Annotated in this window: 21 protein-coding genes and 3 pseudogenes; 15 read left to right on the plus strand and 9 right to left on the minus strand. The window is 68.7% G+C overall.

Annotated elements, in window-relative coordinates; translation table 11 throughout:
* Positions 1-59 precede the first annotated feature (59 nt).
* A complete protein-coding gene (locus NM2_RS13255) occupies positions 60-956 on the minus strand; it encodes an HhH-GPD family protein (protein ID WP_067668235.1) in 897 nt (298 codons plus the stop codon).
* A 363-nt stretch (positions 957-1,319) separates the two neighbouring features.
* Between NM2_RS13255 and NM2_RS13260 the strand changes: the two genes are divergently transcribed.
* Both NM2_RS13260 and NM2_RS13265 read left to right on the plus strand, forming a co-directional pair.
* Positions 1,320-1,940 carry a carbonic anhydrase gene (locus NM2_RS13260; RefSeq protein WP_067668237.1) on the plus strand — a complete coding sequence of 207 codons (621 nt, stop codon included), beginning with the start codon at positions 1,320-1,322 and terminating at the stop codon, positions 1,938-1,940.
* 165 nt (positions 1,941-2,105) lie between these two features.
* Positions 2,106-2,783 (plus strand): hypothetical protein, encoded by a 678-nt coding sequence (locus tag NM2_RS13265; RefSeq protein WP_067668239.1) that lies wholly within the window; start codon positions 2,106-2,108, stop codon positions 2,781-2,783.
* Between the two features lie 22 nt (positions 2,784-2,805).
* Here the strand turns inward: NM2_RS13265 and disA are convergent, their stop codons facing one another.
* From disA to NM2_RS13280, 3 genes are all read right to left on the minus strand, one after another.
* Entirely contained in the window at positions 2,806-3,951 is a 1,146-nt protein-coding gene (disA, locus tag NM2_RS13270; protein ID WP_084530886.1) for a DNA integrity scanning diadenylate cyclase DisA, read from the minus strand.
* Positions 3,948-5,342 (minus strand): DNA repair protein RadA, encoded by a 1,395-nt coding sequence (radA, locus tag NM2_RS13275; protein ID WP_067668240.1) that lies wholly within the window; start codon positions 5,340-5,342, stop codon positions 3,948-3,950. Before radA ends, disA begins: the two co-directional genes overlap by 4 nt.
* Before the next feature lie 393 nt (positions 5,343-5,735).
* Entirely contained in the window at positions 5,736-6,404 is a 669-nt protein-coding gene (locus tag NM2_RS13280; RefSeq protein ID WP_067668242.1) for a copper chaperone PCu(A)C domain-containing protein, read from the minus strand.
* A gap of 282 nt (positions 6,405-6,686) precedes the next feature.
* Here NM2_RS13280 and carD point away from each other — a divergent pair, with 282 nt between their 5' ends.
* The 6 genes and pseudogenes from carD (at position 6,687) to NM2_RS13310 (ending at position 11,585) form a co-directional block, all read left to right on the plus strand.
* A complete protein-coding gene (gene carD / locus NM2_RS13285; RefSeq protein WP_019931623.1) occupies positions 6,687-7,175 on the plus strand; it encodes an RNA polymerase-binding transcription factor CarD in 489 nt (162 codons plus the stop codon).
* An 11-nt stretch (positions 7,176-7,186) separates the two neighbouring features.
* Positions 7,187-7,867: pseudogene (gene ispD / locus NM2_RS13290) on the plus strand (2-C-methyl-D-erythritol 4-phosphate cytidylyltransferase); the annotation flags it as partial.
* 260 nt (positions 7,868-8,127) lie between these two features.
* A complete protein-coding gene (gene ispF / locus NM2_RS13295) occupies positions 8,128-8,595 on the plus strand; it encodes a 2-C-methyl-D-erythritol 2,4-cyclodiphosphate synthase (protein WP_067668316.1) in 468 nt (155 codons plus the stop codon).
* 163 nt (positions 8,596-8,758) lie between these two features.
* Positions 8,759-10,165: a cysteine--tRNA ligase gene (cysS, locus tag NM2_RS13300; RefSeq protein ID WP_067668244.1), complete on the plus strand. Its 1,407-nt coding sequence runs from the start codon at positions 8,759-8,761 to the stop codon at positions 10,163-10,165.
* The gene (rlmB, locus tag NM2_RS13305; RefSeq protein WP_067668318.1) at positions 10,165-11,139 is read left to right on the plus strand and encodes a 23S rRNA (guanosine(2251)-2'-O)-methyltransferase RlmB; all 975 of its coding nucleotides are present in this window, start codon (positions 10,165-10,167) and stop codon (positions 11,137-11,139) included. Before cysS ends, rlmB begins: the two co-directional genes overlap by 1 nt.
* A gap of 119 nt (positions 11,140-11,258) precedes the next feature.
* Positions 11,259-11,585 carry a DUF4190 domain-containing protein gene (locus NM2_RS13310; protein ID WP_067668246.1) on the plus strand — a complete coding sequence of 109 codons (327 nt, stop codon included), beginning with the start codon at positions 11,259-11,261 and terminating at the stop codon, positions 11,583-11,585.
* 58 nt (positions 11,586-11,643) lie between these two features.
* Here the strand turns inward: NM2_RS13310 and NM2_RS13315 are convergent, their stop codons facing one another.
* Positions 11,644-12,453 (minus strand): enoyl-CoA hydratase/isomerase family protein, encoded by an 810-nt coding sequence (locus NM2_RS13315; protein WP_067668248.1) that lies wholly within the window; start codon positions 12,451-12,453, stop codon positions 11,644-11,646.
* Positions 12,454-12,930: 477 nt separating this feature from the next.
* Between NM2_RS13315 and NM2_RS13320 the strand changes: the two genes are divergently transcribed.
* The 4 genes and pseudogenes from NM2_RS13320 (at position 12,931) to NM2_RS13330 (ending at position 15,812) form a co-directional block, all read left to right on the plus strand.
* Positions 12,931-13,674, plus strand: coding sequence for an alpha/beta fold hydrolase (locus NM2_RS13320; RefSeq protein ID WP_067668320.1), 744 nt, complete (start codon positions 12,931-12,933; stop codon positions 13,672-13,674).
* A 536-nt stretch (positions 13,675-14,210) separates the two neighbouring features.
* A pseudogene (locus NM2_RS53395) lies at positions 14,211-14,802 on the plus strand (acyl-CoA dehydrogenase family protein); the annotation flags it as partial.
* A gap of 77 nt (positions 14,803-14,879) precedes the next feature.
* Positions 14,880-15,455, plus strand: a pseudogene (locus tag NM2_RS53400) (acyl-CoA dehydrogenase family protein); the annotation flags it as partial.
* A gap of 42 nt (positions 15,456-15,497) precedes the next feature.
* Entirely contained in the window at positions 15,498-15,812 is a 315-nt protein-coding gene (locus NM2_RS13330) for an antibiotic biosynthesis monooxygenase family protein (protein WP_067668252.1), read from the plus strand.
* Positions 15,813-15,896: 84 nt separating this feature from the next.
* Here NM2_RS13330 and NM2_RS13335 read toward each other — a convergent pair whose 3' ends face one another.
* The 3 genes from NM2_RS13335 to NM2_RS13345 form a co-directional block, all read right to left on the minus strand.
* Entirely contained in the window at positions 15,897-16,340 is a 444-nt protein-coding gene (locus NM2_RS13335) for an OsmC family peroxiredoxin (protein ID WP_067668254.1), read from the minus strand.
* A 224-nt stretch (positions 16,341-16,564) separates the two neighbouring features.
* Positions 16,565-17,413 carry an ABC transporter permease subunit gene (locus NM2_RS13340; protein ID WP_067668256.1) on the minus strand — a complete coding sequence of 283 codons (849 nt, stop codon included), beginning with the start codon at positions 17,411-17,413 and terminating at the stop codon, positions 16,565-16,567.
* Entirely contained in the window at positions 17,410-18,327 is a 918-nt protein-coding gene (locus NM2_RS13345) for an ABC transporter ATP-binding protein (RefSeq protein ID WP_067668258.1), read from the minus strand. Before NM2_RS13345 ends, NM2_RS13340 begins: the two co-directional genes overlap by 4 nt.
* A gap of 503 nt (positions 18,328-18,830) precedes the next feature.
* Between NM2_RS13345 and NM2_RS13350 the strand changes: the two genes are divergently transcribed.
* The 3 genes from NM2_RS13350 (at position 18,831) to NM2_RS13360 (ending at position 21,679) form a co-directional block, all read left to right on the plus strand.
* Complete coding sequence (locus tag NM2_RS13350) at positions 18,831-20,027, plus strand: sensor histidine kinase (RefSeq protein WP_067668260.1); 1,197 nt, start codon at positions 18,831-18,833, stop codon at positions 20,025-20,027.
* A gap of 111 nt (positions 20,028-20,138) precedes the next feature.
* Positions 20,139-20,801: a response regulator transcription factor gene (locus tag NM2_RS13355; protein ID WP_067668262.1), complete on the plus strand. Its 663-nt coding sequence runs from the start codon at positions 20,139-20,141 to the stop codon at positions 20,799-20,801.
* Positions 20,802-20,884: 83 nt separating this feature from the next.
* Positions 20,885-21,679: an LLM class flavin-dependent oxidoreductase gene (locus tag NM2_RS13360; RefSeq protein WP_067668322.1), complete on the plus strand. Its 795-nt coding sequence runs from the start codon at positions 20,885-20,887 to the stop codon at positions 21,677-21,679.
* A 396-nt stretch (positions 21,680-22,075) separates the two neighbouring features.
* On the opposite strand, the gene NM2_RS13365 is transcribed toward NM2_RS13360, so the two are convergent.
* On the minus strand, positions 22,076-22,891 hold the full coding sequence (locus NM2_RS13365) for a TrmH family RNA methyltransferase (protein WP_067668264.1): 816 nt from the start codon (positions 22,889-22,891) through the stop codon (positions 22,076-22,078).
* Between the last annotated feature and the right edge of the window lie 269 nt (positions 22,892-23,160).

Here is a 23,160-nt window from a genome sequence, read left to right on the forward strand (position 1 = left end):
GGCGACGATGCTCGGCAACGCTCCGCGCGGACGTGAAGTGCGTCAGCTGAGTGGTGCGATCAAGCTCCGGCTTCTCCCGCGAGGGCGAACAAGCCGTCCGGAGTCTGTTCGACGAGGCCGTCGGTGAGCAGGGAGTCCAGGGCGCGGTCGCGCTGGCCGGTATCGCGGGTCCAGGCCAGGTCGAGGGCGACGCGTTCGACGGGGCCGGAAGCTCCGCGCAGGACGTCCAGGAGTCGGCCGCGAGCCTGACGATCGGTGCCGTCGTACTTCTGGGTGCGGCGCACCACATCCGAGGCGGGACGTCCGGCCGCGAGCCAGGCGCAGCGCGGCAGGGGGCAGACGTCGCAGTCGGGTGTGCGGGCGGTGCACACCACCGCGCCGAGTTCCATCAGCGCGGCGGAAAATACCGCGGCACGGTCGATTCGGACCGGAAGCAGCGCCTCGGTCTCGACCAGATCGCGGGCCGCGGGATTGCCCGCCTCCGCCCGCCCGTGCACCGCGCGCGCGACCACCCGGCGAACGTTGGTGTCCACCACCGGAACTCGCTGCCCGTACGCGAAACACGCCACGGCCCGTGCGGTGTACGCGCCGATCCCCGGCAGCCCGAGCAGCACCTCGACATCACCGGGCACCTCGTCACCGTGTTCGGCGGCCAGCGCCCGCGCGCATTCGTGCAGCCGCAACGCCCGTCGCGGATATCCCAGTTTTCCCCAGGCCCGCAACACCTCTCCCGGCGTGGCCGCCGCCATCGCCGACGGCACCGGCCAGCGCGCCACCCAGTCACGCCACACCGGCTCGACCCGAACCACCGGCGTCTGCTGCAACATGATCTCGCTCATCAGAATCTGCCAGGCCGAAACCCCCGGCCGCCGCCACGGCAGATCCCGCGCGGTCTGCCCGTACCAGTCGATCAGCACATCGGAGTCGATACTCACCCGCACACCCCCGGACCCCATCCGGCCTCGACACTTCCCGGATCCACGGCCCACACGGGCGAATTCAGCTGCCGAACCATCACACAGCCATGATTCACCCACGCCCTTGCCCACATGCACCCGGTCCACACCTCAGGCCCCCGGAACCGCCCCGGCACGGACACATTCCCGCAGTGGCAGCAGGACCAGGCCCGATCGCGATGAGCCGGGACGATCACACCAACGGCCGTCGCCCCGGAAACGCGGACCCCAGTAGCATCCACCCGGGCGGAATGGGAACGCCGACGCCCTCACAATCGGCACGGACGAAATCGACGCAGGTATTTGCCAGGTCGTAACCGAACAGACTGGCTGGTAACCGCGACCGTATGGAAAATTGGACACATGCCTCATACCAACCCGATCACCGCTTGGAAGTCTCTCCGCGAGGGCAACGACAGGTTCGTCAGCGGTAACCTGCAGCATCCCGGGCAAGGCGCAGCGGACCGGGCCAAACTCGTCAAGGGCCAGCAACCCTCGGCGATCCTGTTCGGGTGCGGCGACTCCCGCGTGGCCGCGGAGATCATCTTCGACCAGGGGCTCGGCGATATGTTCGTGGTCCGCACCGCGGGGCACGTACTGGACGCCTCGGTGCTCGGATCCATCGAATACGGCGTGGAGATCCTGAACGTCCCGCTGATCGTGGTGCTCGGGCACGACAGTTGCGGCGCGGTCGCCGCGACGATCAACGCGCTCGACGGCGGCGACGTGCCCGGCGGTTTCATCCGCAGCGTCGTCGAACGGGTCACCCCCTCCATCCTGATCGGCCGTCGCGAGGGCCTGACCGGCGTCGACGAACTCGAGGCGCGGCACGTCGTGGAGACGAGCCGACTGCTCATGCAGCGCTCGATGATCATCTCCCAGCGCGTGGCCACCGGCCAGTGCGCGATCGCCTCGGTGACCTACAAACTCGCGGACGGCCGCGCCCAACTGCACCGTTCGGTGGGCAATATCGGGGAGCTGTGACTTTGGCCTCCGCTTCGCTCCGGCGGGCCTGGCGTTGCCGGGGGTGGGTGAACCGGGTGACCCGAACACGACCCGGCGAAATGTACCCGGCCACACACCTGTTCCACACCGACACGCCGCGCCGCTGAGCGGCGGGTTGCCCGATCGTGCCCTTACCGTGGTGTCGTGCTGGAACCGACTGGACCACTGCCGCCGGAGATCTACTGGCGTCGTCGCGTGTTCGCCGTCGGCGCGATCGTGATCGTGCTGGCATTGGTCGTCTGGCTGGCGATCATGCTGCTGGGCGGTCGCGGCTCGTCGACGTCGACGGCCGCCGCGACCTCGACCTCCGCCGGTCCCGCGGCCGGATCGGCGACGACCGCTCCGGCCGCGACGTCCGCCTCCGATACGGCTGCATCGGCCACCCCGACGCCCTCGGGCACGGTCAACGCGACCGCGGCCAGCGCACCGGCCGCCTGCCCGGATCAATCGCTGGCGATGAAGGTGACCGTCGGTCAGCCGAGCTACAAGGCGGGTGACAAGCCGGTGTTCGGGATCGTCATCACCAACATCTCGACCGAGGCATGTTCCCGCGACATGGGTTCGGGCCTGCAACAGGTGACGGTGCAGTCGCTCGACGGCCAGCGCCGCCTGTGGACGAGCACCGACTGTGATCAGGGCGGCCAGCCCGACGTGCGCACCCTCAACGGTGGCCAGCAGGCGGCTTTCACCCTCACCTGGTCCGGCACCACCTCCCAGCCCAACTGCGCGGGCGACCGCGTGCCGGTCCCCGCGGGCTCCTACGCGGTCGCCGCCCAGTTCGGCTCGATCCACAGCTCCCCCGAGACGTTCAACATCTCCTGATCGACGAGTGCCGCGGTTCGGCTCAGACGCCGCCGGATTCGGCGAGGCGGGACAGACCCTCCCGGATCTGGCGGGCCAGGTGGGGGTCGATGCCGTCGAGGGTTTCCAGTTCGTCGGCCGTGGCGGACAGCAGGCTCGACAGCGAACCATACACCGCGACAACGGATTCCACACTGGTCAGCGAGACTCGCGGGATCTCGGCCAGGAGCCGGTAGCCGCGGGGGCACACGGCGGTGTCCAGGGCCTCGAGAGTGGCCGGAAAACCGAGTGCCGGACCGAGATTCGCCAACTCCAGCAGATCCACCTCCAGCAGAGCGTCCAATTCGGCCAGGGCCGCCTCGACGCTCGCGTCGTCCACCGGGCACACCCGCAGATAGTCGCGGACCAGCAGGCGGCGCAGGGTATCGGTCTCGCCCACCAGTTCGGCGAGTTGCAGGGCGAGCTGGCGGCCGTCGATGCCGAGTTCGCCGACATCGGAATCGATCTCGCGGCCGACCCGGCGCACCAGCTCGAGGCAGTGCAAGGCGGACAGGACATCGCGCAGCGTGGTGAAATCCTCCAACTCGACTATCGATAACAGCCGCGTCGTCTCGTCCAGTCGCGAGCGGTAGCGCTCCAGCGTCCCCATCGCCTGATTGGCACGCGAGAGAATCGACTGCGAGGGCTGGACCAGATGCCGCAGCCCGCCCAGGTAGACCGTCACGATCCCGGTCGAACGACTCACCGATACCACCGGATATCCGGTCTGCGCCGCGGTGCGCTCGGCGGCCTTGTGCCGGGTGCCGGTCTCCACCGTGGGCAGCGCGGGATCGGGGACCAGATGCACATTCGCTCGCCGGATGCGCCCGCCGTCGGTCGAAAGCACCACTGCGCCATCCATTTTCGATAGTTCACGCAGCCGCGTCGGGGAGAACTCGACATCGAGTTCGAAACCGCCGTCGCAGATCCGCTCGACCGACTCGTCATGGCCGAGCACGATCAGCGCGCCGGTGCGCGCCAGCAGGATCCGGTCGACACCATCGCGCAACTGCGTGCCCGGAACCAGCCGGGCGACCACGTCGCGCATCGTCGGATTCTCGCTGTCATGTTGCACCGCAGGAGAATTCGAATGCTCGACGCCCTGCGCGGGCTTACCGAGCAGGTTGGTGACCCAGCGGCCACGGTTCATTGGGCAGCCTCCGCATATTCGCCCCCTCGCTTCGACAAACCACTCAACGCAACTGCCGCACGAACATTCGCCACCTCTCGCACCCGCATCGAGAGTCCGGAGCAATCAACGCCCGGCGGCACCAGCGCCTCCGTGAAACCTAGCCGCTCGGCCTCGGCGAGTCGACGCCCGGCCCCCGTAACACGCCGAACCTCGCCGGCCAGCCCGACCTCGCCCAGGATCACCATGCCGCCGGGCAGCGAGATCCCGCGCTCGGAACTCGTGATCGCCAGCGCGACAGCCAGATCCGCACCCGGTTCGGTCAGCCGCATGCCACCCACGGTGGCCGCGTACACATCGTGTTTACCGAGGTAGACGTGGCATCGGCTCTGCAACACCGCGAGCACCATGGAAACCCGGTTGTAGTCCAGACCGCTGACCGCGCGACGCGGCGCGGGCGCGGGCGTCGACACCGTCAGTCCCTGCACCTCGGCCAGCAGCGGGCGTTTGCCGTCCATCGCGACGGTGATCGCCGTACCCGGCACCGGATCGGCGCGATGATGCAGGAACAGTCCGGAGGGATCGGGCACACCGGCGATTCCGTCGTCGTGCAGTTCGAAACAGCCCACCTCGTCGGCGCTGCCGAAGCGGTTCTTCACACCGCGGACCATGCGCAACGTGGAGTGCTTGTCGCCCTCGAACTGCAACACCACGTCGACCAGATGCTCGAGCGTGCGCGGCCCGGCCACATTGCCGTCCTTGGTGACGTGCCCGACCAGCAGCACCGCGATACCGCTCGCCTTGGCCAGCGACGTCAGCGCCGCGGTCACCGCACGCACCTGGGTCACGCCGCCGATCACGCCCTCGGCGTCCGCGGCCAGCATGGTCTGCACCGAGTCGACCACCAGCAGGGAGGGCCGCACCTGCTCGACATGCCCGAGAATCGTGGCCAGATCCGATTCGGCGGCGAGATAGACCCGATCGTGCACCGCGCCGGTCCGATCCGCGCGCAACCGCACCTGTCCGGCGGACTCCTCGGCGGTCACATAGAGTGCGCGTTCCTCCCGCTGCCGGGCCCAGCGATGCGCCACCTCGAGCAGCAACGTCGACTTGCCCACGCCCGGCTCGCCGGACAGCAGCACCACCGAACCGGGCACCACGCCGCCGCCCAGCACCCGGTCCAGCTCGCTCACGCCGGTCGGGCGGGCGCGGGTGACCTTGGAGTCGATGGTCGAGATCGGCGCGGCGGCCGTCGAGGGGAGCAGGGCCCGCCGCCCGGTCGCGACCGACGCGGGCGCCGCGGCCTGCTCGTCGATGGAACCCCATTCACCGCAGGCGGGACAGCGCCCCACCCACTTGGCGACCTCGTGCGAGCAGGCGGAGCAGCGGTACAGCGATTTCACCTTGGGCACGTGCGCAGCCTAAGGATCGACTCCGACAGGCTTCGCATACCCCGCCCGACCACTCTGTCCACCACCCTAGACAAATTCTTTTTCCGAGCCGTCGACTTCTTTTCCGATCCGTCGGCAGAAGTTCTCGGGACAGGCGGCAGCGCATTCCCGCACCCTCAGCAGCAACTCCGGCGGTGAGAACCGCCAGACCGTCGGCGAGGTTCGCCCGATCGTCGCCGACTATCCGGCGAAACCATCGACAGAGTCGTTCGGAACCCTCGAGAGACCGCTCGGACCGTCGGTGGAACCTCGAGGGGACCGTCGGCGAGGTCCACCGACGGTCCGGCGTGTCCGGGACGCCATTCCGGCAGAGCTGTTCAGGGCCGCTGACCGAACGTCCGCGGATCGCGCAGGTCAGCCCGCGTTGTGCGGGGCGCTGCCGGCGTCGACCGGAACGTTCACCAGAACGGTCCCGGCCTCCTTGAAGTTGAAGGTCACCGGGTAGGTCGGGCCGGGGGTGATGTCCTTGGTCAGACCCGAGATCTCCACCAGGATCGGCTCGGACGGACCGGAGGTCGCCTTGCCGTCGGCCGCCTGCGCGGAGGTGGACGGCGCGGTGGTGGCGGCGCCCGACGCCGGCGCACTGCTGGTCGAGGCGGCCGGGGAGCTGGACTCCATGGCATCCGGGCCGCCCGCGACGACGGTCCGGCCCGGGTCCAGGGTCGTGTCCGCCGGAGTTACCTTGACGGTGCCCAGGTCGGTGGTGATGCTGCTGAGCTCGTCGGGCTTGTCCGCGCCGAAGTTGACCGCGCTGAAGGCGAGCAGCGCCTTGCCGCCCTTGGCGTTGGTGTAGTCCTCGGACTGCGGCAGCAGGATGCGCACATCGCGCAGGGCCACATTGCCGACGTCGGCGGTATTGCCGTTCACCGCGGAAACCTGCCGGGCGGTCTGCGCGATCTGACCGGAGCTGCAGCCCGACAGCGCGAGGGCGGCGCCCGCGGCCAGCGCGGCAACTGCAACAGCACTGCGACGCACGGCACTGCGGCGCGCCTCGGACGCTGTGGTGGCTTTCAGGGCAGTCACGGGTTGTCCTCCATGTCGACCGGGCTCACTCCACGATGCAGAGTAGTAGTACGGAGCGTAATAGTTACCCGGGCACGCGGATCGACGGCCCCCTGACCGATCCGCGTCGCGCACCCGCCGCACGAACGTCCGGCCGTAACTTGTTCTGGCACAACAGGATGCACACCGATTTGGTTCTGTCAACCCCCAGCGCCCGGCTGTTGTGGCCCTGACCTGCGCCGTTGATCGCGCCGTTATCGAGTCGCATGTTAAACTGTGAGCATCGAAAGGGGCACGGGACACATGATTTTTAAGGTCGGAGACACCGTCGTTTACCCCCACCACGGAGCGGCGCTGATCGAAGCTATCGAGACTCGCACCATCAAGGGTGTGCAGAAGGAGTATCTGGTCCTGAAGGTCGCCCAGGGCGATCTGACCGTTCGGGTTCCCGCCGAGAATGCCGAGTACGTCGGCGTTCGTGACGTCGTGGGCCAGGAGGGTCTCGATCGAGTCTTCCAGGTGCTGCGTGCGCCGCACACGGAAGAGCCGACGAACTGGTCTCGGCGTTACAAGGCCAACCTCGAGAAGCTCGCCTCCGGCGATGTGAACAAGGTGGCCGAGGTCGTCCGTGATCTTTGGCGGCGCGAACAGGACCGCGGCCTGTCCGCCGGCGAGAAGCGGATGCTCGCCAAGGCTCGTCAGATCCTCGTCGGTGAACTCGCCCTTGCCGAGGGCACCGATGATGTCAAGGCCGAGACCCTGCTCGACGAGGTTCTCGCAGCGGCCTCCTGATCGTGAACCAAGTGCACGACACGAGTCGTGTCGTGGCGTTGGTGCCTGCCGCCGGTCGGGGTGTTCGCCTGGGTGAGTCCAAGCCCAAGGCGTTCGTCCCGGTCGGCGGCAGGCCCATGCTCACACTCGCAATCGACGGCCTGATCGCGTCCGGGGTCGTGGACCACATCGTGATCGCCGCGCCCGCCGAACTCATCGACGAGGCGCGGTTTCTGCTCGGCCACCGCGTCGAACCGGCATGCCCCGTGCCGGTGAGCGTGGTCGCCGGCGGCGCCGAGCGCACTGATTCGGTGCGCGCCGGAATCGCCGCGGCACCGCGGGCCACCCATTTCCTCGTGCACGATGCCGCGCGCGCCCTGACGCCGCCGTCGATGATCGCGCGGGTGGTGGCCGAATTGAAGTCCGGTTGCCCGGCCGTCGTGCCGGGTCTGCCCGTCGCCGACACGATCAAATCCGTGGACGCCGACGGCGATGTGACCGGCACCCCCGACCGCGCCGTACTGCGCGCGATCCAGACTCCCCAGGGTTTCGACGCCCAGCTCCTGCGGGACGCCTATGCCGCCGGAATGCACGCGACCGACGATGCCGGCCTGGTCGAGGCGTTCGGTGCGCACGTCCGGGTGATCCCCGGCGATCCGCTGGCCTTCAAGATCACCACACCGCTGGATCTACGGCTGGCCTGCACACTTCTCACCGTGCGCGACACGCCCGAGTCAGCGGACGAAACCGTCCCGGCCCAGGACGTGGCGGCGCCGGTGGACATCCCGGCCGCGTCGCACCTTCCCGCACCCGCGAAGCCCTCGGCAGGTCCGCACAACGACAGTGCGTCGTACGTTCGGTCGTCATCGAACGTTCCAGCGTCGTCGAAAGCTCCGTCCGCATCGGACGTTCCGCCGACGACCGACTTTTCCGCGTCGACGAATACGGTGACGCGGTGATCGATCCCACTGGCATGCGAATCGGCCTCGGCACCGATGTGCACCCGATCGAACCCGGTCGTCCCTGCTGGATGGCCGGTCTGCTGTTCGAGGGCGAGAGCGGCTGCGCCGGTCACTCCGACGGCGACGTCGGCGCGCACGCGCTGTGCGACGCGCTGCTGTCGGCGGGTGGGCTGGGCGATGTGGGCGCGGTCTTCGGCGTCGGACGGCCCGAATGGGCCGGGGTGTCCGGTGCGGACATGCTCCGCGAGGTCCGGCGACTGCTGGACGAGGGTGGATACGCCGTCGTCAACGCGGCCGTTCAGATCATTGGGAACCGTCCCAAGATCGGGCCTCGCCGTGGCGAAGCGCAACAGGTCCTGGGAGAATTACTCGGTGCGCCGGTTTCGGTGTCCGGCACGACCACCGACGGTCTGGGACTGACCGGCCGCGGCGAGGGTGTCGCGGCGGTTGCCACCGCGTTGCTGTGTTGGCGATGTTGATTCTCGGCGTGAACGGGGCCCTACGTGGTTACGCAAGCTGCCGCCTCCGGGCCTGACCGTTCACGCCGGGCTGACTCGCCCGCACCCGTGAGCTGCCGGATGTCCCGCACCCGGCACCCGCCCCGTACCTTAGGCAAAACTCCTGACAGTAGGATGGCTGGTCGTGACTCTGCGCCTGTTCGACACCGCGACGCGGACCCTGCGTGATTTCACGCCCCTGGTCCCCGGCCGAGCGTCGATATACCTGTGTGGCGCGACCGTGCAGGGCGAGCCGCACATCGGGCACGTCCGCAGCGGAGTCGCGTTCGACGTGCTGCGCCGCTGGCTGCTCGCGGGCGGTTACGACGTGGCTTTCGTGCGGAATGTCACCGATATCGACGACAAGATCCTCAACAAGGCCGCCGCCGCGGGTCGCCCGTGGTGGGAGTGGGCCGCGACGCACGAGCGGGCCTTCGACCGCGCCTACGCCGCGCTCGGTGTGCTGCCCCCGTCGGTGGAACCGCGCGCGACCGGGCACATCACCCAGATGGTCGAGATGATGCAGCGGTTGATCGAACGCGGTCACGCCTACGCCTCGTCCGGGAACGTCTATTTCGATGTGCGCAGCTATCCCGAATACGGCGCGCTGTCCGGGCACAAACTCGACGACGTACATCAGGGCGAGAGCGCGGGCGCGGGTAAACGCGATCCGCGCGACTTCACGCTGTGGAAGGCCGCCAAAGCCGGTGAGCCGACCTGGCCCTCGCCGTGGGGTCCGGGCCGCCCCGGCTGGCATCTGGAATGCTCGGCGATGGCCGGGTTCTATCTCGGCCCGGAATTCGACATCCATTGCGGCGGTATGGATCTGGTGTTCCCGCACCACGAGAACGAGATCGCCCAATCCCGTGCCGCCGGTGACGGTTTCGCGCGGTACTGGCTGCACAACGGCTGGGTGACCCTGGGCGGGGAGAAGATGTCCAAGTCGCTCGGCAACACCCTCGCCGTGCCGAATGTGCTGGAACACGTTCGGGCCGTGGAACTTCGGTTCTACCTGGGCAGTGCGCACTACAGCTCGATGCTGGAGTATTCCGATCAGGCGTTGCGCGACGCGGCCCAGACCTATCAGCGGCTCGAGGCGTTCGTGCACCGGGCGACCGAGCGGCTGGGCGAGATTCCGGTCGGCAAGTGGACCGACGCGTTCGCCGAGGCGCTGGACGACAATCTCGGAATTCCCAAGGCGCTGGCCGAAATTCATCGGGTCGTGCACGAGGGCAACAAGGCGCTGGAATCCGGCGCCACCGACACCGCCCGCGAGGCGACCGGGCAGGTGCGCGCGATGCTCGGCATCCTGGGCGTGGATCCGCTGGATCCGCACTGGTCCGGGCCGCGGGATTCGTCCTCGGCGACCGACGCGCTGGAGATTCTCGTGCGCGCCGAACTCGAACGCCGTCAGCAGGCCCGTGCCGCGAAGGATTGGGCCGAGGCCGATGCGGTGCGCGATCGGCTGCAGGATGCGGGGGTCGAGGTCACCGACACACCCGACGGCCCGGAATGGTCGCTGGTATCACCGACCGCACGAAAGGCGCACTGATGGCAGGCAATTCGCAAAGGCGTGGCGCGGTGCGCAAGGGCGGCACCAAGAAGGGACAGGTCGTCGGGTCCGGCGGCAAACGTCGTCGCGGGCTCGAGGGCCGGGGCGCGACGCCGCCCGCGACCGAACGCAAGTACCATCCCGCCGCCAAGCGCGCGGCAGCGGCGGCCAAGGCCGCGGCCAAGACTCGCGGTGGTCCCTCCGGCGGCCGGGTCGCCGGACGCCGCAGCGCCGACGGACCCGAGTTGGTGCTCGGCCGCAATCCGGTGGTGGAGTGCCTGCGCGCCGGCGTCCCGGCGACGGCGCTGTACGTCGCGGTGGGCACCGAGAACGACGAACGGCTCACCGCGTCGGTGAAACTCGCAGCCGACGCCGGGATCTCGATCCTGGAGGTGCCGCGCACCGATCTGGATCGCATGAGCGCCAACGGATTACATCAGGGCATGGCCCTGCAGGTGCCGCCCTACCGGTACGTCCACCCGGACGATCTGCTCCAATCCGCCCGTGGCTCGGGCGAACCCGCGTTGCTGGTGGCGCTGGACAACATCTCCGATCCGCGCAATCTCGGCGCGGTGATCCGCTCGGTGGCCGCGTTCGGCGGGCACGGTGTGGTGATTCCGCAGCGGCGCAGCGCGAGCGTCACGGCGGTGGCCTGGCGGACCAGCGCCGGCGCCGCGGCCCGGCTGCCCGTCGCGCGCGCGACGAATCTGACTCGCACGCTGAAGGATTGGGCCTCCACCGGCGTGCAGATCGTCGGCCTGGACGCGGGCGGGGACACCGTCCTGGACGAATTCGACGGCACCGCACCGACGGTCGTGGTGGTCGGCTCGGAAGGTAAGGGCCTGTCCCGGCTGGTGCGCGAGACCTGCGACGAGATCCTGAGCATTCCGATGGCCGGCCCGGTCGAATCGCTGAACGCCTCGGTCGCGGCGGGTGTCGTTCTGGCCGATATCGCACGTCAGCGCCGGTCCTGACGGAACCGAATCGGCCCGTCCGAGAGGGGAATTCCGCCCGTGATCGGGTCGGTCGAGGTGAATCGGCGCGCGTCCGGCCGATGAAATGATCCGTGTCACCGTAGACTTGAACGGTGGCCATGTGGAATGAGCAGCCCTACTGGGGAGAGCTGCCGCCCGACCAATCGGTCGGCCCGGCGGTAGAGCACCCGCACGCGACGACCGTGCTGCTGCTCGGCATCCTGAGCATATTCTGTTGCGGCGCACTGGGTCCGGTGGCGTGGGTGCTGGGCAGGCAGGCGCTCAATCAGATCGAGGAGTCCGATCAGCTCCACCGGGCCGGCGCCGTCACCTACGGCGGGCGCTCGCAGATTCTCGTCGGATACGTCCTGGGCATCATCGGGACGATACTGATGGTCCTGGTGGCGATCATCTTCCTGCTGATGGTCATCGGAGGACGCGCCTGAACTCGGTTCGGCCGGTGGATTCCGGCTCGTCAGCGACGCGACAGGACGTCGAGAGCCATCAATCCAATCCGGGACGTTCGGCCTCGGACGGCACCTCCCAGGCGGGCCATTCGCCGCTGATGCTGCCGGTCCACCGGGGCGGGCGGCGGTCACGGAATGCGGCCATCCCCTCGCCGCCGTCGATGCTCTTCGCGACATAGCCGTTCAGCTCGGTCTCCATCCGGCCGACGGCCTCCTGCGTCATCCCCAGGCCCTCCCACAACAGCCGTTTGGACAACGCCACGGGAAGCGGTGCGGATCCGCCCGCGATGTCCTGCGCGACGGCCATGGCGGTCGGCAGCACCTCCGCGGCATGCAGGCAGGCGTTGGCCAGGCCCATGGCCTTGGCCTCCTCGCCGTCGAAGGTGCGGCCGGTGAGCATGATGTCGGCGGCGTTGGCCATACCGGCCAGCCGGGGCAGCATCCAGTGCACATAGCCGTCGGCCAGGACCGCGCGGCGGACCTGATTGAGTCCGTACACCGCGTCGCCGGCCATGTACCGCAGATCGCACTGCAACGCGAGCGCCAGGCCGACGCCGACCGCGTGGCCGTTGACCGCCGCGATCACGGGCTTGCGCACCCGCCAGGGCGGCGGATCGAGGGTGGCGCTGACCTCGCCGACCCGATGGGACAGGTCCGCGCCCGCACAGAAGGCCGGCGGCGTCCCGGTGAGCACGACCGCGCGAATCGCGTCCTCGACATCGCAGCGGTGTAGCGCCGCGCCGAGTTCGTCCGCCATCACCGGGGTCATCGCGTTCTGCTGAGCGGGACGATTGAGCGTTAGCACCGCGACGCCGTTGGAAACATCGACGTGCAGTTCCGAACTCATGCAATGTCCTTCCGGCGCGAGAGGGTCCGCCGCGACCGACCGTCGCAGGTGTACCCGACCGCAAACGTCTTCCCGCACGCCCCGGTGTCATGCGGCGCATTGCCGCCCCGGACGTGCCGTGTACCTCTCGCACCAGCCGATCCGCCGGATCCGCTCGTGCGTGCGACAACATCCTAGGACACCTCCGCGACGCGCCGCCGGGCGTCGTCGGCCGTGCCCATTCCGGTCATGCGCATCGGCTATTGTTGCTCGCGATCCGGAGCTTATGTCACCCGATCGCTCGATCCGAGGCCGTGCCGATTCTGAGACATGCACATGCCCGACAACGATCGACGCAGTCCACCGAAATCGAAGGCCATGCCCATCCCCGGGCACACTCACCAGCCGAGACGCAGCCCCCTGATCGACGCCCATACCCATCCCGGACGGTCGCACCGGCTGCCGCGGTCGGCGGAGTTCGTCGTATGGTCGGAGCCGATGTTGATCGACGAGGGTGGCGCAGGTGTGCCGATTCTGCTGCTGCACGGGCTCATGGGCAGTGCGCGGACGTGGCGCGCGCAGCTGGACTGGTTGCGTCCGTTCGGGCGGCTGTACACCTTCGACGCGGCGGGGCACGGTCGGCCCGCGCCCGCGGAGCTGACCACCGAGGCGTTCGTCGCGGATCTGGCCGCGGCCACCGCGCGGATCACCGAGCCGATGGTGGTGATCGGTCATTCCATGGGCGGGTTGCACGGGTGGATGTTCGCCGCGACCCACCCCGACCGGGTGCGCGCGCTGGTGGTCGAGGATATGGCCCCAGACTTCCGCGGCCGCACCGCGCGGGACTGGGCGCAGATGATCGAGGCCTGGCCGCAGCCCTTCCCGGACCAGGACGCGGTCCTGGACTTCTTCGGCCCGGTGGCCGGACGCTACTTCCTGCAGGCGTTCACGCACGGACCGGACGGTTACCGATTGCACGGCGCGGTAACGACTTTCCGCGATATCTCCGAGGAGTGGGGCGCCCGCGACTTCTGGTCGCAGTGGCACGCCGTGCGCGTCCCCGCCCTGCTGCTCGAGGGCGAGCACACCATCACCCCGCCCGGTCAGATGCGTCGCATGGCGGCCGAGCATCCGAACGCCCGGCACGTCCTGATCCCCGACGCCGGTCACCTCGTCCACGACGACCAGCCCACCGCCTACCGTACCGAGGTCACCCGCTTCCTCACCGAAGTCCTCGGCTGACCCATCACCGCACGAGGCCTGCTCTTCGCCATCGGCTACCTTGATGCGAAATGCGCTACAGCCCAATCGGATTCGCAATAAACTTCGACCTGCCCGGCTAGGACATCCGGCGAGTCGAATCGAGTTCGCACCGAAATCCTCACCCGCACCCAGGCCTACTCGACTCCGGATGCCGGCCCACTATCCCATAGACCAACCAGATGCGAAATGCGCTACAGCCCAGAGGAATTCGAGGATATCGTCGAGCACGTACGGCTGAGACACCGGGCGGGCCGGATCGAGTTCGCCGCTCCGGCCTCGGCACCGCGCGACCGCACACCATGCTCGACGGAGATCACTCCCTTCGGTATGCGTTGATTCGCCGCGCAGGAGCCGGATGCAGATGTGCGGCGAAGCGGGCAACAATGTCCGAATCGCGCGACCGGCCGGAGCGTTGACGTGCGACAACGCACCCACGGAGTTTGATGGCGGCTGCCGTCAGTCCATGTCGCGATGCGTCGTATGCTCGTCGCAGGCCAACGAACGAAGGTGACCAGATGATCGATTTCTCGATTCCCGCCGACCTCGCCGCCGAACGTGATCGGGTGCGGCAGTTCGTCATCGACAAGATCGTTCCGTACGAGCGCGATCCTCGGGTGACCTCGCACGGGCCGGACGACGAGCTGCGTCAGGAGCTGGTCGAGCTGGCCCGGGCGGAGAAGTTGCTGACCGTGCAGGCCCCGGTCGAGCTTGGCGGGCTCGGGCTCACCCATGTCGAGCAGGCCGTGCTCTACGAGGCGGCGGGCTGGTCCACGCTCGGACCGGTCGCGATGAACTGCGCGGCGCCCGACGAGGGCAACATGTTCCTGCTGTCCAAGGTCGCGGACGCGCGGCAGATCGACCGGTACCTGATGCCGGTGATCACCGGTCACCAGCGTTCGGTCTTCGCGATGACCGAACCGGGCGGGGCCGGATCGGATCCGGGCCAGCTGGCCACCACCGCCACCTTCGACGGCGAGAATTTCACCGTCAACGGCCGCAAATGGCTCATCACCGGCGCGAATGGGGCCAAGACCTGGATCATCATGGCCCGGCTCGAGGCCAACCCGCATCTGCCCGAAGGGCCGACGCTGTTCCTCACCGAGGGCGATGCTGTGCCCGACTCGGCGTCCGCGGGGCCCTCCGTGGTTACGCAGGCTGCCGCCTCCGGGCCTGACGCTCCCGCCGGCGGCATCGTCATCGAGCGCACGATGAACACCATGGACCGCAACTACGTCGGCGGGCACGGCGTGGTGCGTTTCGAGAACCTCACGCTGCCAAGGGAATCCGTACTCGGCGAGACCGGTCAGGCACTGCGGTACGCGCAGCTGCGACTGGCCCCGGCCCGCCTCACGCACTGCATGCGCTGGCTCGGCGCGGCCGAACGCGCGCAGAGCATCGCGGTCGAGCACGCGCGCACCCGCACCGCATTCGGCAAGCCCATCGGCGAGCACGAGGGCGTGTCATTTCTGTTGGCGGACAACGAGATCGCGCTGCACCAGTGCCGCCTGACCATCTGGCACGCCTGCTGGCTGATGGACAACGGCCACAAGGCCCGGCACGAGAGCTCGATCGCCAAATCCAGTGTGTCCGAAGAGCTTTTCAAGGTCGCCGACCGCTGCGTCCAGGTCCTGGGCGGCATCGGCATCAGCGACGAGACGGTCGTGGAGATGATCTTCCGCGATATGCGCGCGTTCCGCCTCTACGACGGACCCACCGAGGTCCACAAGTGGGCCATCGGACGTCACGTGCTGCGGGGCTGAGCAGCGGTCCGGGCAATTCCGGAGTAGGGCTATGGTCACCTTATGGCTGTTGTGAAGATCAATGCAATCGAGGTCCCCGAGGGGGCTGGGCCCGAGTTGGAGAAGCGGTTCGCCAATCGCGCGCACGCGGTGGAGAATTCGCCGGGCTTCCTCGGGTTCCAACTGCTCCGGCCGGTCGCCGGGGACAACCGGTATTTCGTTGTCACGCAGTGGGATTCGGAGGAGTCCTTCGCGGCGTGGCGGGACGGGCCGGCCAAGGCCGCGCATGCGGGCGAGCCGAGCCGCAAACCGGTCTCGACCGGCGCTTCGCTGCTGGAGTTCGAGGTCGTCATCGATGTGACGGCCAAATCCGACTAGTCCGACAATCCGCTGATCAGCGGGGGTGGCCGGGTTCCCGATGGCACTCACACCACCGGGAACCCGAACCGCCACCGAACGGGATCAGGCTTCGAAGGCGGCGTCCAGTTCGATGTTCTCGACACCGGCCAGCGCCTTGCTGATCGGGCATCCGGCCTTGGCGGCCTCGGCGGCCTTCAGCGCGCCCGCGGCGTCGATACCGGACACGCGGCCCCGGACGGTCAGCTTGATGCCGCTGAGGCGGAATCCGCCCGCCGGATCCGGTCCGAGCGTCACGTCCGCGTTCACGTCCAGGCTCTGCACGGTGCCGCCCGCATTGCCGATCTCCGCCGAGCAGGCCATCGCGAAGCAGGACGAATGCGCCGCCGCGATCAACTCCTCCGGGCTGGTCGTGCCCTCGGCGGAGTCTGCGGTGCGCTTGGGGAACGAGACGTCGTACGTGCCGACCCCCGAGCTGGCCAGTTCGACCCGGCCCGAGCCGTCCTGCAGACCTCCGGTCCATGCGGTGCGTGCGCTGCGTGTTGGCATCACGGTCCTTTCTGTGTTGTTGGCCTCCGCTTCGCTCCGGCGTGTTCGCGGCGCTCTGAGGCTTACCGCTCGGCCCCGTGTCGGGCACTCGTTCCTCGCACCCGCCACGCGTCCGAGCGGCAAGCCGCGCCGCGAACCGGAGGTTGGCGTTGTCCACGGTCGACGTTGTCCGGGGTCGACGTTACTCGGAGGTCCGCGTTATCCCGGGGTCGACGGGTTGCGGCTCAGGCCATGTCGCGGCGGCGCAGCAACCACACCGTGACGACCGCGAAGCCGACGATGTAGACCGCGAGAATCACGAAAGACGCCGGACGCGAGAGGATGTCGAGCACACCCGGGGTCGAACCTCCGGAAACCGTGCGCATCGCACCGGCGAGCGAACCCGCGGCGGTGCCGGGCAGGTGATCGGTGATCGCCCGGATCGGCGAGAAGATCGACGCGACGCCGCGGAGCAGATTCTCCACCACGAGTACCCACACCAGCCCGAGTCCGACCGCCAGCGCCGGCCCGCGAGCCAGTACGCCGATCAACGCGCCCGCCAACGTCCACATCCCGAGAATCGCTGCGCCCGTTGCGATTCCGAGCAACGATCGCCCAGCTCCCGGCAGTGCGACGGATTGATGCTGCACCACACCGATGATCGCGGCCACACCGGTGTCGACCAGGAACGCGCTCAGCACCAGCGCGACGACCACGACCGCCGATGCCAGCACCGTCCCACCGGCCACCCGGGCGCGCGAGGGCCCCTGGGTGAACACGGTTTTCCAAGTGCCCCAGCTGTATCCGCTTCCGGTCACCAGCGCGCCGAGCACCAGCATCAACCCGCCCCCGAACATCGCCATCCCCTGCGTGAACACCTCGGGCACCGCAGCGGGCAGCATCTGCTGCAACAGGATCGCCCGCGGCTGCCCGTTGGACATGCGCGTCGACGAGCCCGTGGCATAGGCAAGATAGTTGAACAGATAGGCGAATACGAGGTTGAGCACGATCCAGGTGCCCAGGATGATCCAGAACGCGGGCCAGCGGCTCAGGCGGGCGAATTCGGCTCGGGTGCAGGCGATCAGGTCCGTCATGACACATTCTCCAGCTTCGTCATCTCGAAGAAGACTTCTTCCAGCGAACGCTCGTCGCTGCGCAGCTCCAGCAGGTCCGCACCCGCCTCGACCACCGCACGAGCCACCTCGGGCGCCATTGCCACACCGGCATCGACTCTGATGCCGCCGGTGGTCAGCAGTGCGGTTCGGTCGCCCACCGCGGCGCGGACCGCCGGGAAGGCCAGTTCCACCGGTTCCGCTCGCAGGAAAAGCGTTGCCGTGCCGCGCAATTCGCGCACCGTCGATTCGGTGAGCAGGCGGCCGTGCGATATGACGCCGACGCGGTCGCAGATCTCCTGCACTTCGCTGAGCAGGTGCGAGGACAGCACGACGGTGTGCCCTTCGGCGGCCAATCCGGTGATGAGCTCACGCATCTCGGCCATCCCGGCCGGATCGAGCCCGTTGGTGGGTTCGTCGAGGATCAGCAGATCCGGGTGGCCCAGCAGAGCCGCGGCGACCCCGAGACGCTGTTTCATCCCCAGTGAGTAGGCGCGGAACCGGTCGTTCCCGCGAGCGGCCAGTCCGACCCGGTCGAGTGCCTCCTCGGCGTCGTCGCGGGTGCAGCCCCGATAACGCGCCAGCACCCGCAGGTTGTCCCGGCCGGACAGGTACGGGAAGAAGCCCGGCCCCTCGATCAGCACGCCGATCCGGCGCAGCGCCGCGGGATCGCCGGGTGGCCGCCCCAGGACCGTCGCGCGGCCCGAGGTCGGCCGGACAAGGCCCACCAGCATGCGCAGCGTGGTGGTCTTCCCGGCCCCGTTCGGTCCGAGGAAGCCGTAGATCTGCCCGGCCCCGACGGTCATGCCGACGGCATCGACGGCGGTGTGTGCGCCGTAGCGTTTGGTCAGCGCCTCGGTGCGCACGACTGCCGCGGCGGGATCCGATTCGTTCATGCCATCGAGAATCCGCCCGCAGCCGGGTCGCACACATCCGCCGACGAGCGTGACCCGGCCTACGCATTCCGACGTATCCACCGCATGCGATCAGAACAGGTGCAATCGGACGCATCCGAACCCCTCCACACGCAGCGCCCGAAGCCCGGCGTGATCGCATAGCCCCGGCAGCCGGCGCCCAGCCACCTCACATCTACACGCACCCAGCGCGGCGCACACGCTGCATCCAGAACCAGTACGACCTACCGCATCCGCGCACATCCCCCAGGCAGCGGCCGAGCCCGGCACAATCCGCACACCGGCACCTTGCACACACTGCATCCGGAACCGGCACGACACACACCTCAACGCAGCGCACACACGCCACCCGGAACCGGCGCGACCCACAATCCGCACACACCCACCGGCGATGTCCGAACCGGCCCGATCGGGGCCGTACGTATCTGGACGTAATTCGCCGCGCGCGGCGTCCCGAACCGCCCGCACGGCGTTACGGTTCGACTGTGGAAGCGCGCAGGCGGCACCGTGGCCGGGTTCTGTTACCGGCGCTGATCGCCGCCGTCGTCCAGATGGGGGCGGGCGGCAGGGCGAATGCGCATTGGCACGAGACCGGCTCGCGGCAGCTCGACGCGCTGGGTTACACGCTGTTGCTGGCGGGTCCGGCCCTGCTGCTGGCGCGTCGCGCGTATCCGCGAGCGGTGCTGTACGCGGTATCGCTCCTCACGCTGGCCTATCTGCTGATGGGATACGGATACGGCCCGATCTTCATCGCGCTGGCGATCGCGTTCCTGTCCGCGGCCCAGCGTGGTTCGCGCTGGTACACCTATCCGATCGTGCCGCTGGGTTATCTGCTGATGGTGTGGCCCGCGCCGTTCCTGCCGGGACATCCGACCAATTACTGGCAGATCGTCGGGCTGTTCGCCTGGCTGTCGGTGCTGGTGGCGCTGGCCGAGGGGATGCGGCAGCGGCGGGCGGTGCTGGTCGCGCGCCGGCAACGGGCCGAGGCCGCGCAGCGCAACGAGCAGGCCGAACGGGCGCGTGCGGAGGCTCGACGTGAACAGCGCGCCACGCAGGAGCGTCTGGCCATCGCGCGCGAGCTGCACGACGTTCTCGCGCACAGTCTTTCACTGATCAACGTGCAATCCTCGGTGGCGCTGGAACTGCTCGACCGCAAACCCGAACAGGCCGCGACGGCGCTGGCCGCGATCAAATCCGCCAGCCGCGACGCGCTCGGCGAGGTGCACGCGCTGCTGCAGTCCATTCGCGCTGGCGCGGAAAACGTTGCGGCGCCGGTGAGTCCGGCCGTGCGGGTGGGCGATCTGGACGCGTTGCTCGAACCCGCCCGCGCGGCGGGCCTGATGGTTCGAGCCGAGGTGACCGGTGATCCCGTGCGGCTGCCCGCGGTACTGGACGTGGCAGCCGCCCGGATCGTGCGGGAATCGCTGACCAACGTACTGCGGCACGCTCCGGGCGCGAATGCCGTTGTGAGCGTGAACTATTCCCCGGACGAGCTGCGGCTCGTCGTCGAGAACACCGCACCCGCGATTACTCCACAACCATCCACAACCCCCGGCGGGAATGGCATCCCCGGCATGATCGAACGAGCACACGCACTCAACGGCGAGCTGACCGCCATCCCGTTGCGCACCGGTGGATTCCGCGTGACCGGGCGGCTTCCTATTCCACAGGAGTCCCGATGATCCCCAACCGTCCTCGACCGGTCGACGACCGCCACCAGCGCGACCATGATGTCGTCGCATCGTGGTCGGCGGCGACGCAGGCGTACGGGCGAGGAGCGAAGAGGTGATGGTGTGAGTATTCGAGTCCTGGTCGCCGACGATCAGGCGCTGGTGCGCGGCGGATTCGCCGCCCTGCTGGACGCGCAGGACGGCATCGAGGTCGTGGGCGAGGCCGACAACGGCGAACAGGCCGTGCGGATGTCCCGGGAACTGATGCCCGACGTGGTGCTGATGGATATCCGAATGCCGGTGCTGGACGGTCTCGCCGCGACCCGCGCGATCGCGGCCGATCCCGCCCTGAGCGTGGTGAAGGTGGTGGTGCTGACCACCTTCGAACTGGACGAGTACGTCTTCGAGGCAATGCGTTCGGGCGCAACGGGTTTCCTGGTCAAACATACCGAACCGGCCGATCTGGTCCGGGCGGTGCGCGTGGTGGCCGACGGTGATGCGCTGTTGTCCCCCAGCGTGACTCGGCGTCTGGTAGCGGAATTCGCCTCGCGCGCGAAGCCCGCGCCCGCAACCGAACTCAGCGAGCTGACCGATCGCGAACGCGAGGTGATGACGCTCGTCGCCGAGGGTCTGACCAATGCCGAGATCGCCGAGCGCCTGTTCATGAGCCCCGCTACCGCCCGCACGCACGTCAGCCGAATCCTGTTGAAACTCGAGGCGCGCGACCGGACTCAGCTGGTCGTGATGGCTTACGAATCCGGTCTGGTCCGGCCCGGCTGGCAATAGCGACGGCCGCGGTTCGAGCGGGAATGATTCGTCGTCCCCGAGAGCTGTTCGAAAGTGACGACACTCACCCGCAGGAGATTTCGATGACCATACGATTCGGCACGATGCAGGCCCCGAGATCGGCGGCGGACTGGCTCGAGACCGCCAGAACCGCTGAGCGACAGGGCTATCACACGATCCTGATGCCCGATACGCTGCGCACCGCGTCTCCCTTTCCGGCCCTGGCCGCCGCGGCGGCGGTGACCACCACACTGCGCGTGCGCCCGAACGTCATCGCGGCGCCGCTGCGCACGGCCGCGGCCACCGTTCGGGAAATCGCCGCGCTGCAACAGCTTTCCGACGGCCGCTTCGAACTGGGGATCGGCATCGGACGTCCCGACGCACTGCAGGAAGCCGAAAAGCTGGGCCGGCCGGGCGGTTCGGCCTCTCAGCGCCGCGCCGATCTGATCGAGACCGTGACGGCCGTGCGCGCCGAGGTCGATCCCGCACCGCCGGTGATGATCGCCGCCTCGGGACCGCGCATGCTCGCGGCCGCCGGACGAATCGCCGACCGCGTCCTGTTCGCGTTGTATCCGACGGCCACCGAGAACGACCTGGCCCAGATGATCGCCACGGTGCGCGAGAACGCCGATCGCCCGGTCGCATTCACCACTCAGCTGATCGGCATCGGCGATCAGCTGGCCCCACCGCCGGGCAACTGGCAGGTCCCGCCCCCCGCCGAACTGCGCGAAGCAGGCTCGGTCGCCCTGCTCCCCGCCGACCCCGCCGAGGCCGTCGCGATCCTGGAACGCCGCCGGGACACCTACGGCATCGATGAGGTGATCGTCCCGGGCGCACTGGCCGAGGCATTCCAGCCCATCCTCGACCGGCTGCGCTGAACGTCGACGAGCGTTGCCGGGGCCTGCCCGGCACCATCGGCGGGCGGGCAACACTCTCGGTGAACGTGCATCACCGTCGGCCGGCGCGCAGCACTCCCGGCGAGCACGCAACACTCCCGGCGAGCACGCAGCACCGTCGGCGGGCACGCAACACTCCCGGCGAGCACGCAACATCGTCGGCGGGCACGCAACACCGTCGGCGGGCACGCAACACTCCCGGCGAGCACGCAACACCGTCGGCCAGCACGCAACACTCCCGGCCAGCACGCAACACCGTCGGGCGGGCGCGCAGCACTCCCGGCGAGCGTGCGGCACCATTGTCAGGGCGTGCAGCACTCTCCGTGAACGTGCGGCACCGATGACGGGCGCGCGGCGCTATCGGTGAACGGATAAGCGCTATCGGTGGGCGGCGCGGCGCTGGCGGGCCGCTTCGTACAGCAGGACCGATCCGGCGGTGGCGGCGTTGAGGCTGCTCGCGCCGCCGCCGATCGGGATGCGGACGATATCGTCGCAGGCTTCCCGCCAGCGCGCGCTCAGGCCCGTGGTCTCGTTGCCGATGACGATCAGGCGCGGCCCGGTCAGGTCGTAGTCGGCGATATCGGCGGTGCCGTGCTCGTCGGTGCCGACGATGCGCAGCGGAATTCCCGCGCGCTGCCGCTCACGCGCCCAGGCTGACACCTCGTCGGTGGATCGGGCCCGCACCACCGGCAGGCTGAACAGCGAGCCCGTGCTCGCCCGCACCGCCTTCGGGTCGTAGATATCCGCGGCATGTCCGGTGACCACGACCGCGGACGCGCCGAAGGCATCGGCCGACCGGATCAGCGTGCCGACGTTGCCGGGACTGACCGGCCGATCGAAGACGATCCCGAAAAAGTCTGGCCCGCAAGGGATCCGGTCGAAGTCGTCGGGCCGGGCCACCCCCACCGCGATCAACTCCGGCTCGCCCGACCCCCGCTCCCCCAACTCGGCCAGCAATTCCGGCAGCACCTCGATGACCTCGGCAGCACTGTCGCGAATGATCCCCCGCGCCCATTCCGACAGTTGCGCGCCCTCCGGCCGCAATAAACTCTCGAACCGCCACCCGTTCGCCACCGCCAGCGAAATCGGCCGCACCCCCTGAATCAGGAACACCCCGGCCCGCTGCCGTTTGTTCCGATTGGTCAGCAACGCCTCCCACTGCTGAAACCTGGCATTTCTGACGGTGACCTTCAGCGATCCGGCCTTCCTCGTTCAGGTCCGGCGTCAACCGGGCCGTGTTGGTGGCAGACGATTACGCTACCGGCCGTACAGGACAGCGGGTGCAACGCAGCCATCCCTCCCGGCATACACGGCCACCATTACCGCCGACCGCCCACACTCACCACTCTCATTACCACCGAGCCCACCGCAGTCTGGAGATACTCCGGTGCACGATCGACAGACCCCGTAGGCGCGGCTCCCGAAACCGCTGGCAAGGGGCCTACCCGTGAAGCGTCACCGGA

It is taken from the genome of Nocardia miyunensis NBRC 108239, assembly GCF_001613065.1.
Lineage (GTDB): Bacteria > Actinomycetota > Actinomycetes > Mycobacteriales > Mycobacteriaceae > Nocardia > Nocardia miyunensis.

Excerpts from the sequence above, each read along its gene's own strand:
- NM2_RS13255 (WP_067668235.1), bottom strand. The coding sequence starts at position 956 with ATGGGGTCCGGGGGTGTGCGGGTGAGTATCGACTCCGATGTGCTGATC.
- NM2_RS13260 (WP_067668237.1), top strand. The coding sequence starts at position 1,320 with ATGCCTCATACCAACCCGATCACCGCTTGGAAGTCTCTCCGCGAGGGC.
- disA (WP_084530886.1), bottom strand. The coding sequence starts at position 3,951 with ATGAACCGTGGCCGCTGGGTCACCAACCTGCTCGGTAAGCCCGCGCAG.
- carD (WP_019931623.1), top strand. The coding sequence starts at position 6,687 with ATGATTTTTAAGGTCGGAGACACCGTCGTTTACCCCCACCACGGAGCG.
- ispF (WP_067668316.1), top strand. The coding sequence starts at position 8,128 with ATGCGAATCGGCCTCGGCACCGATGTGCACCCGATCGAACCCGGTCGT.
- rlmB (WP_067668318.1), top strand. The coding sequence starts at position 10,165 with ATGGCAGGCAATTCGCAAAGGCGTGGCGCGGTGCGCAAGGGCGGCACC.
- NM2_RS13310 (WP_067668246.1), top strand. The coding sequence starts at position 11,259 with ATGTGGAATGAGCAGCCCTACTGGGGAGAGCTGCCGCCCGACCAATCG.
- NM2_RS13315 (WP_067668248.1), bottom strand. The coding sequence starts at position 12,453 with ATGAGTTCGGAACTGCACGTCGATGTTTCCAACGGCGTCGCGGTGCTA.
- NM2_RS13320 (WP_067668320.1), top strand. The coding sequence starts at position 12,931 with ATGTTGATCGACGAGGGTGGCGCAGGTGTGCCGATTCTGCTGCTGCAC.
- NM2_RS13330 (WP_067668252.1), top strand. The coding sequence starts at position 15,498 with ATGGCTGTTGTGAAGATCAATGCAATCGAGGTCCCCGAGGGGGCTGGG.
- NM2_RS13335 (WP_067668254.1), bottom strand. The coding sequence starts at position 16,340 with ATGCCAACACGCAGCGCACGCACCGCATGGACCGGAGGTCTGCAGGAC.
- NM2_RS13340 (WP_067668256.1), bottom strand. The coding sequence starts at position 17,413 with ATGACGGACCTGATCGCCTGCACCCGAGCCGAATTCGCCCGCCTGAGC.
- NM2_RS13345 (WP_067668258.1), bottom strand. The coding sequence starts at position 18,327 with ATGAACGAATCGGATCCCGCCGCGGCAGTCGTGCGCACCGAGGCGCTG.
- NM2_RS13360 (WP_067668322.1), top strand. The coding sequence starts at position 20,885 with ATGACCATACGATTCGGCACGATGCAGGCCCCGAGATCGGCGGCGGAC.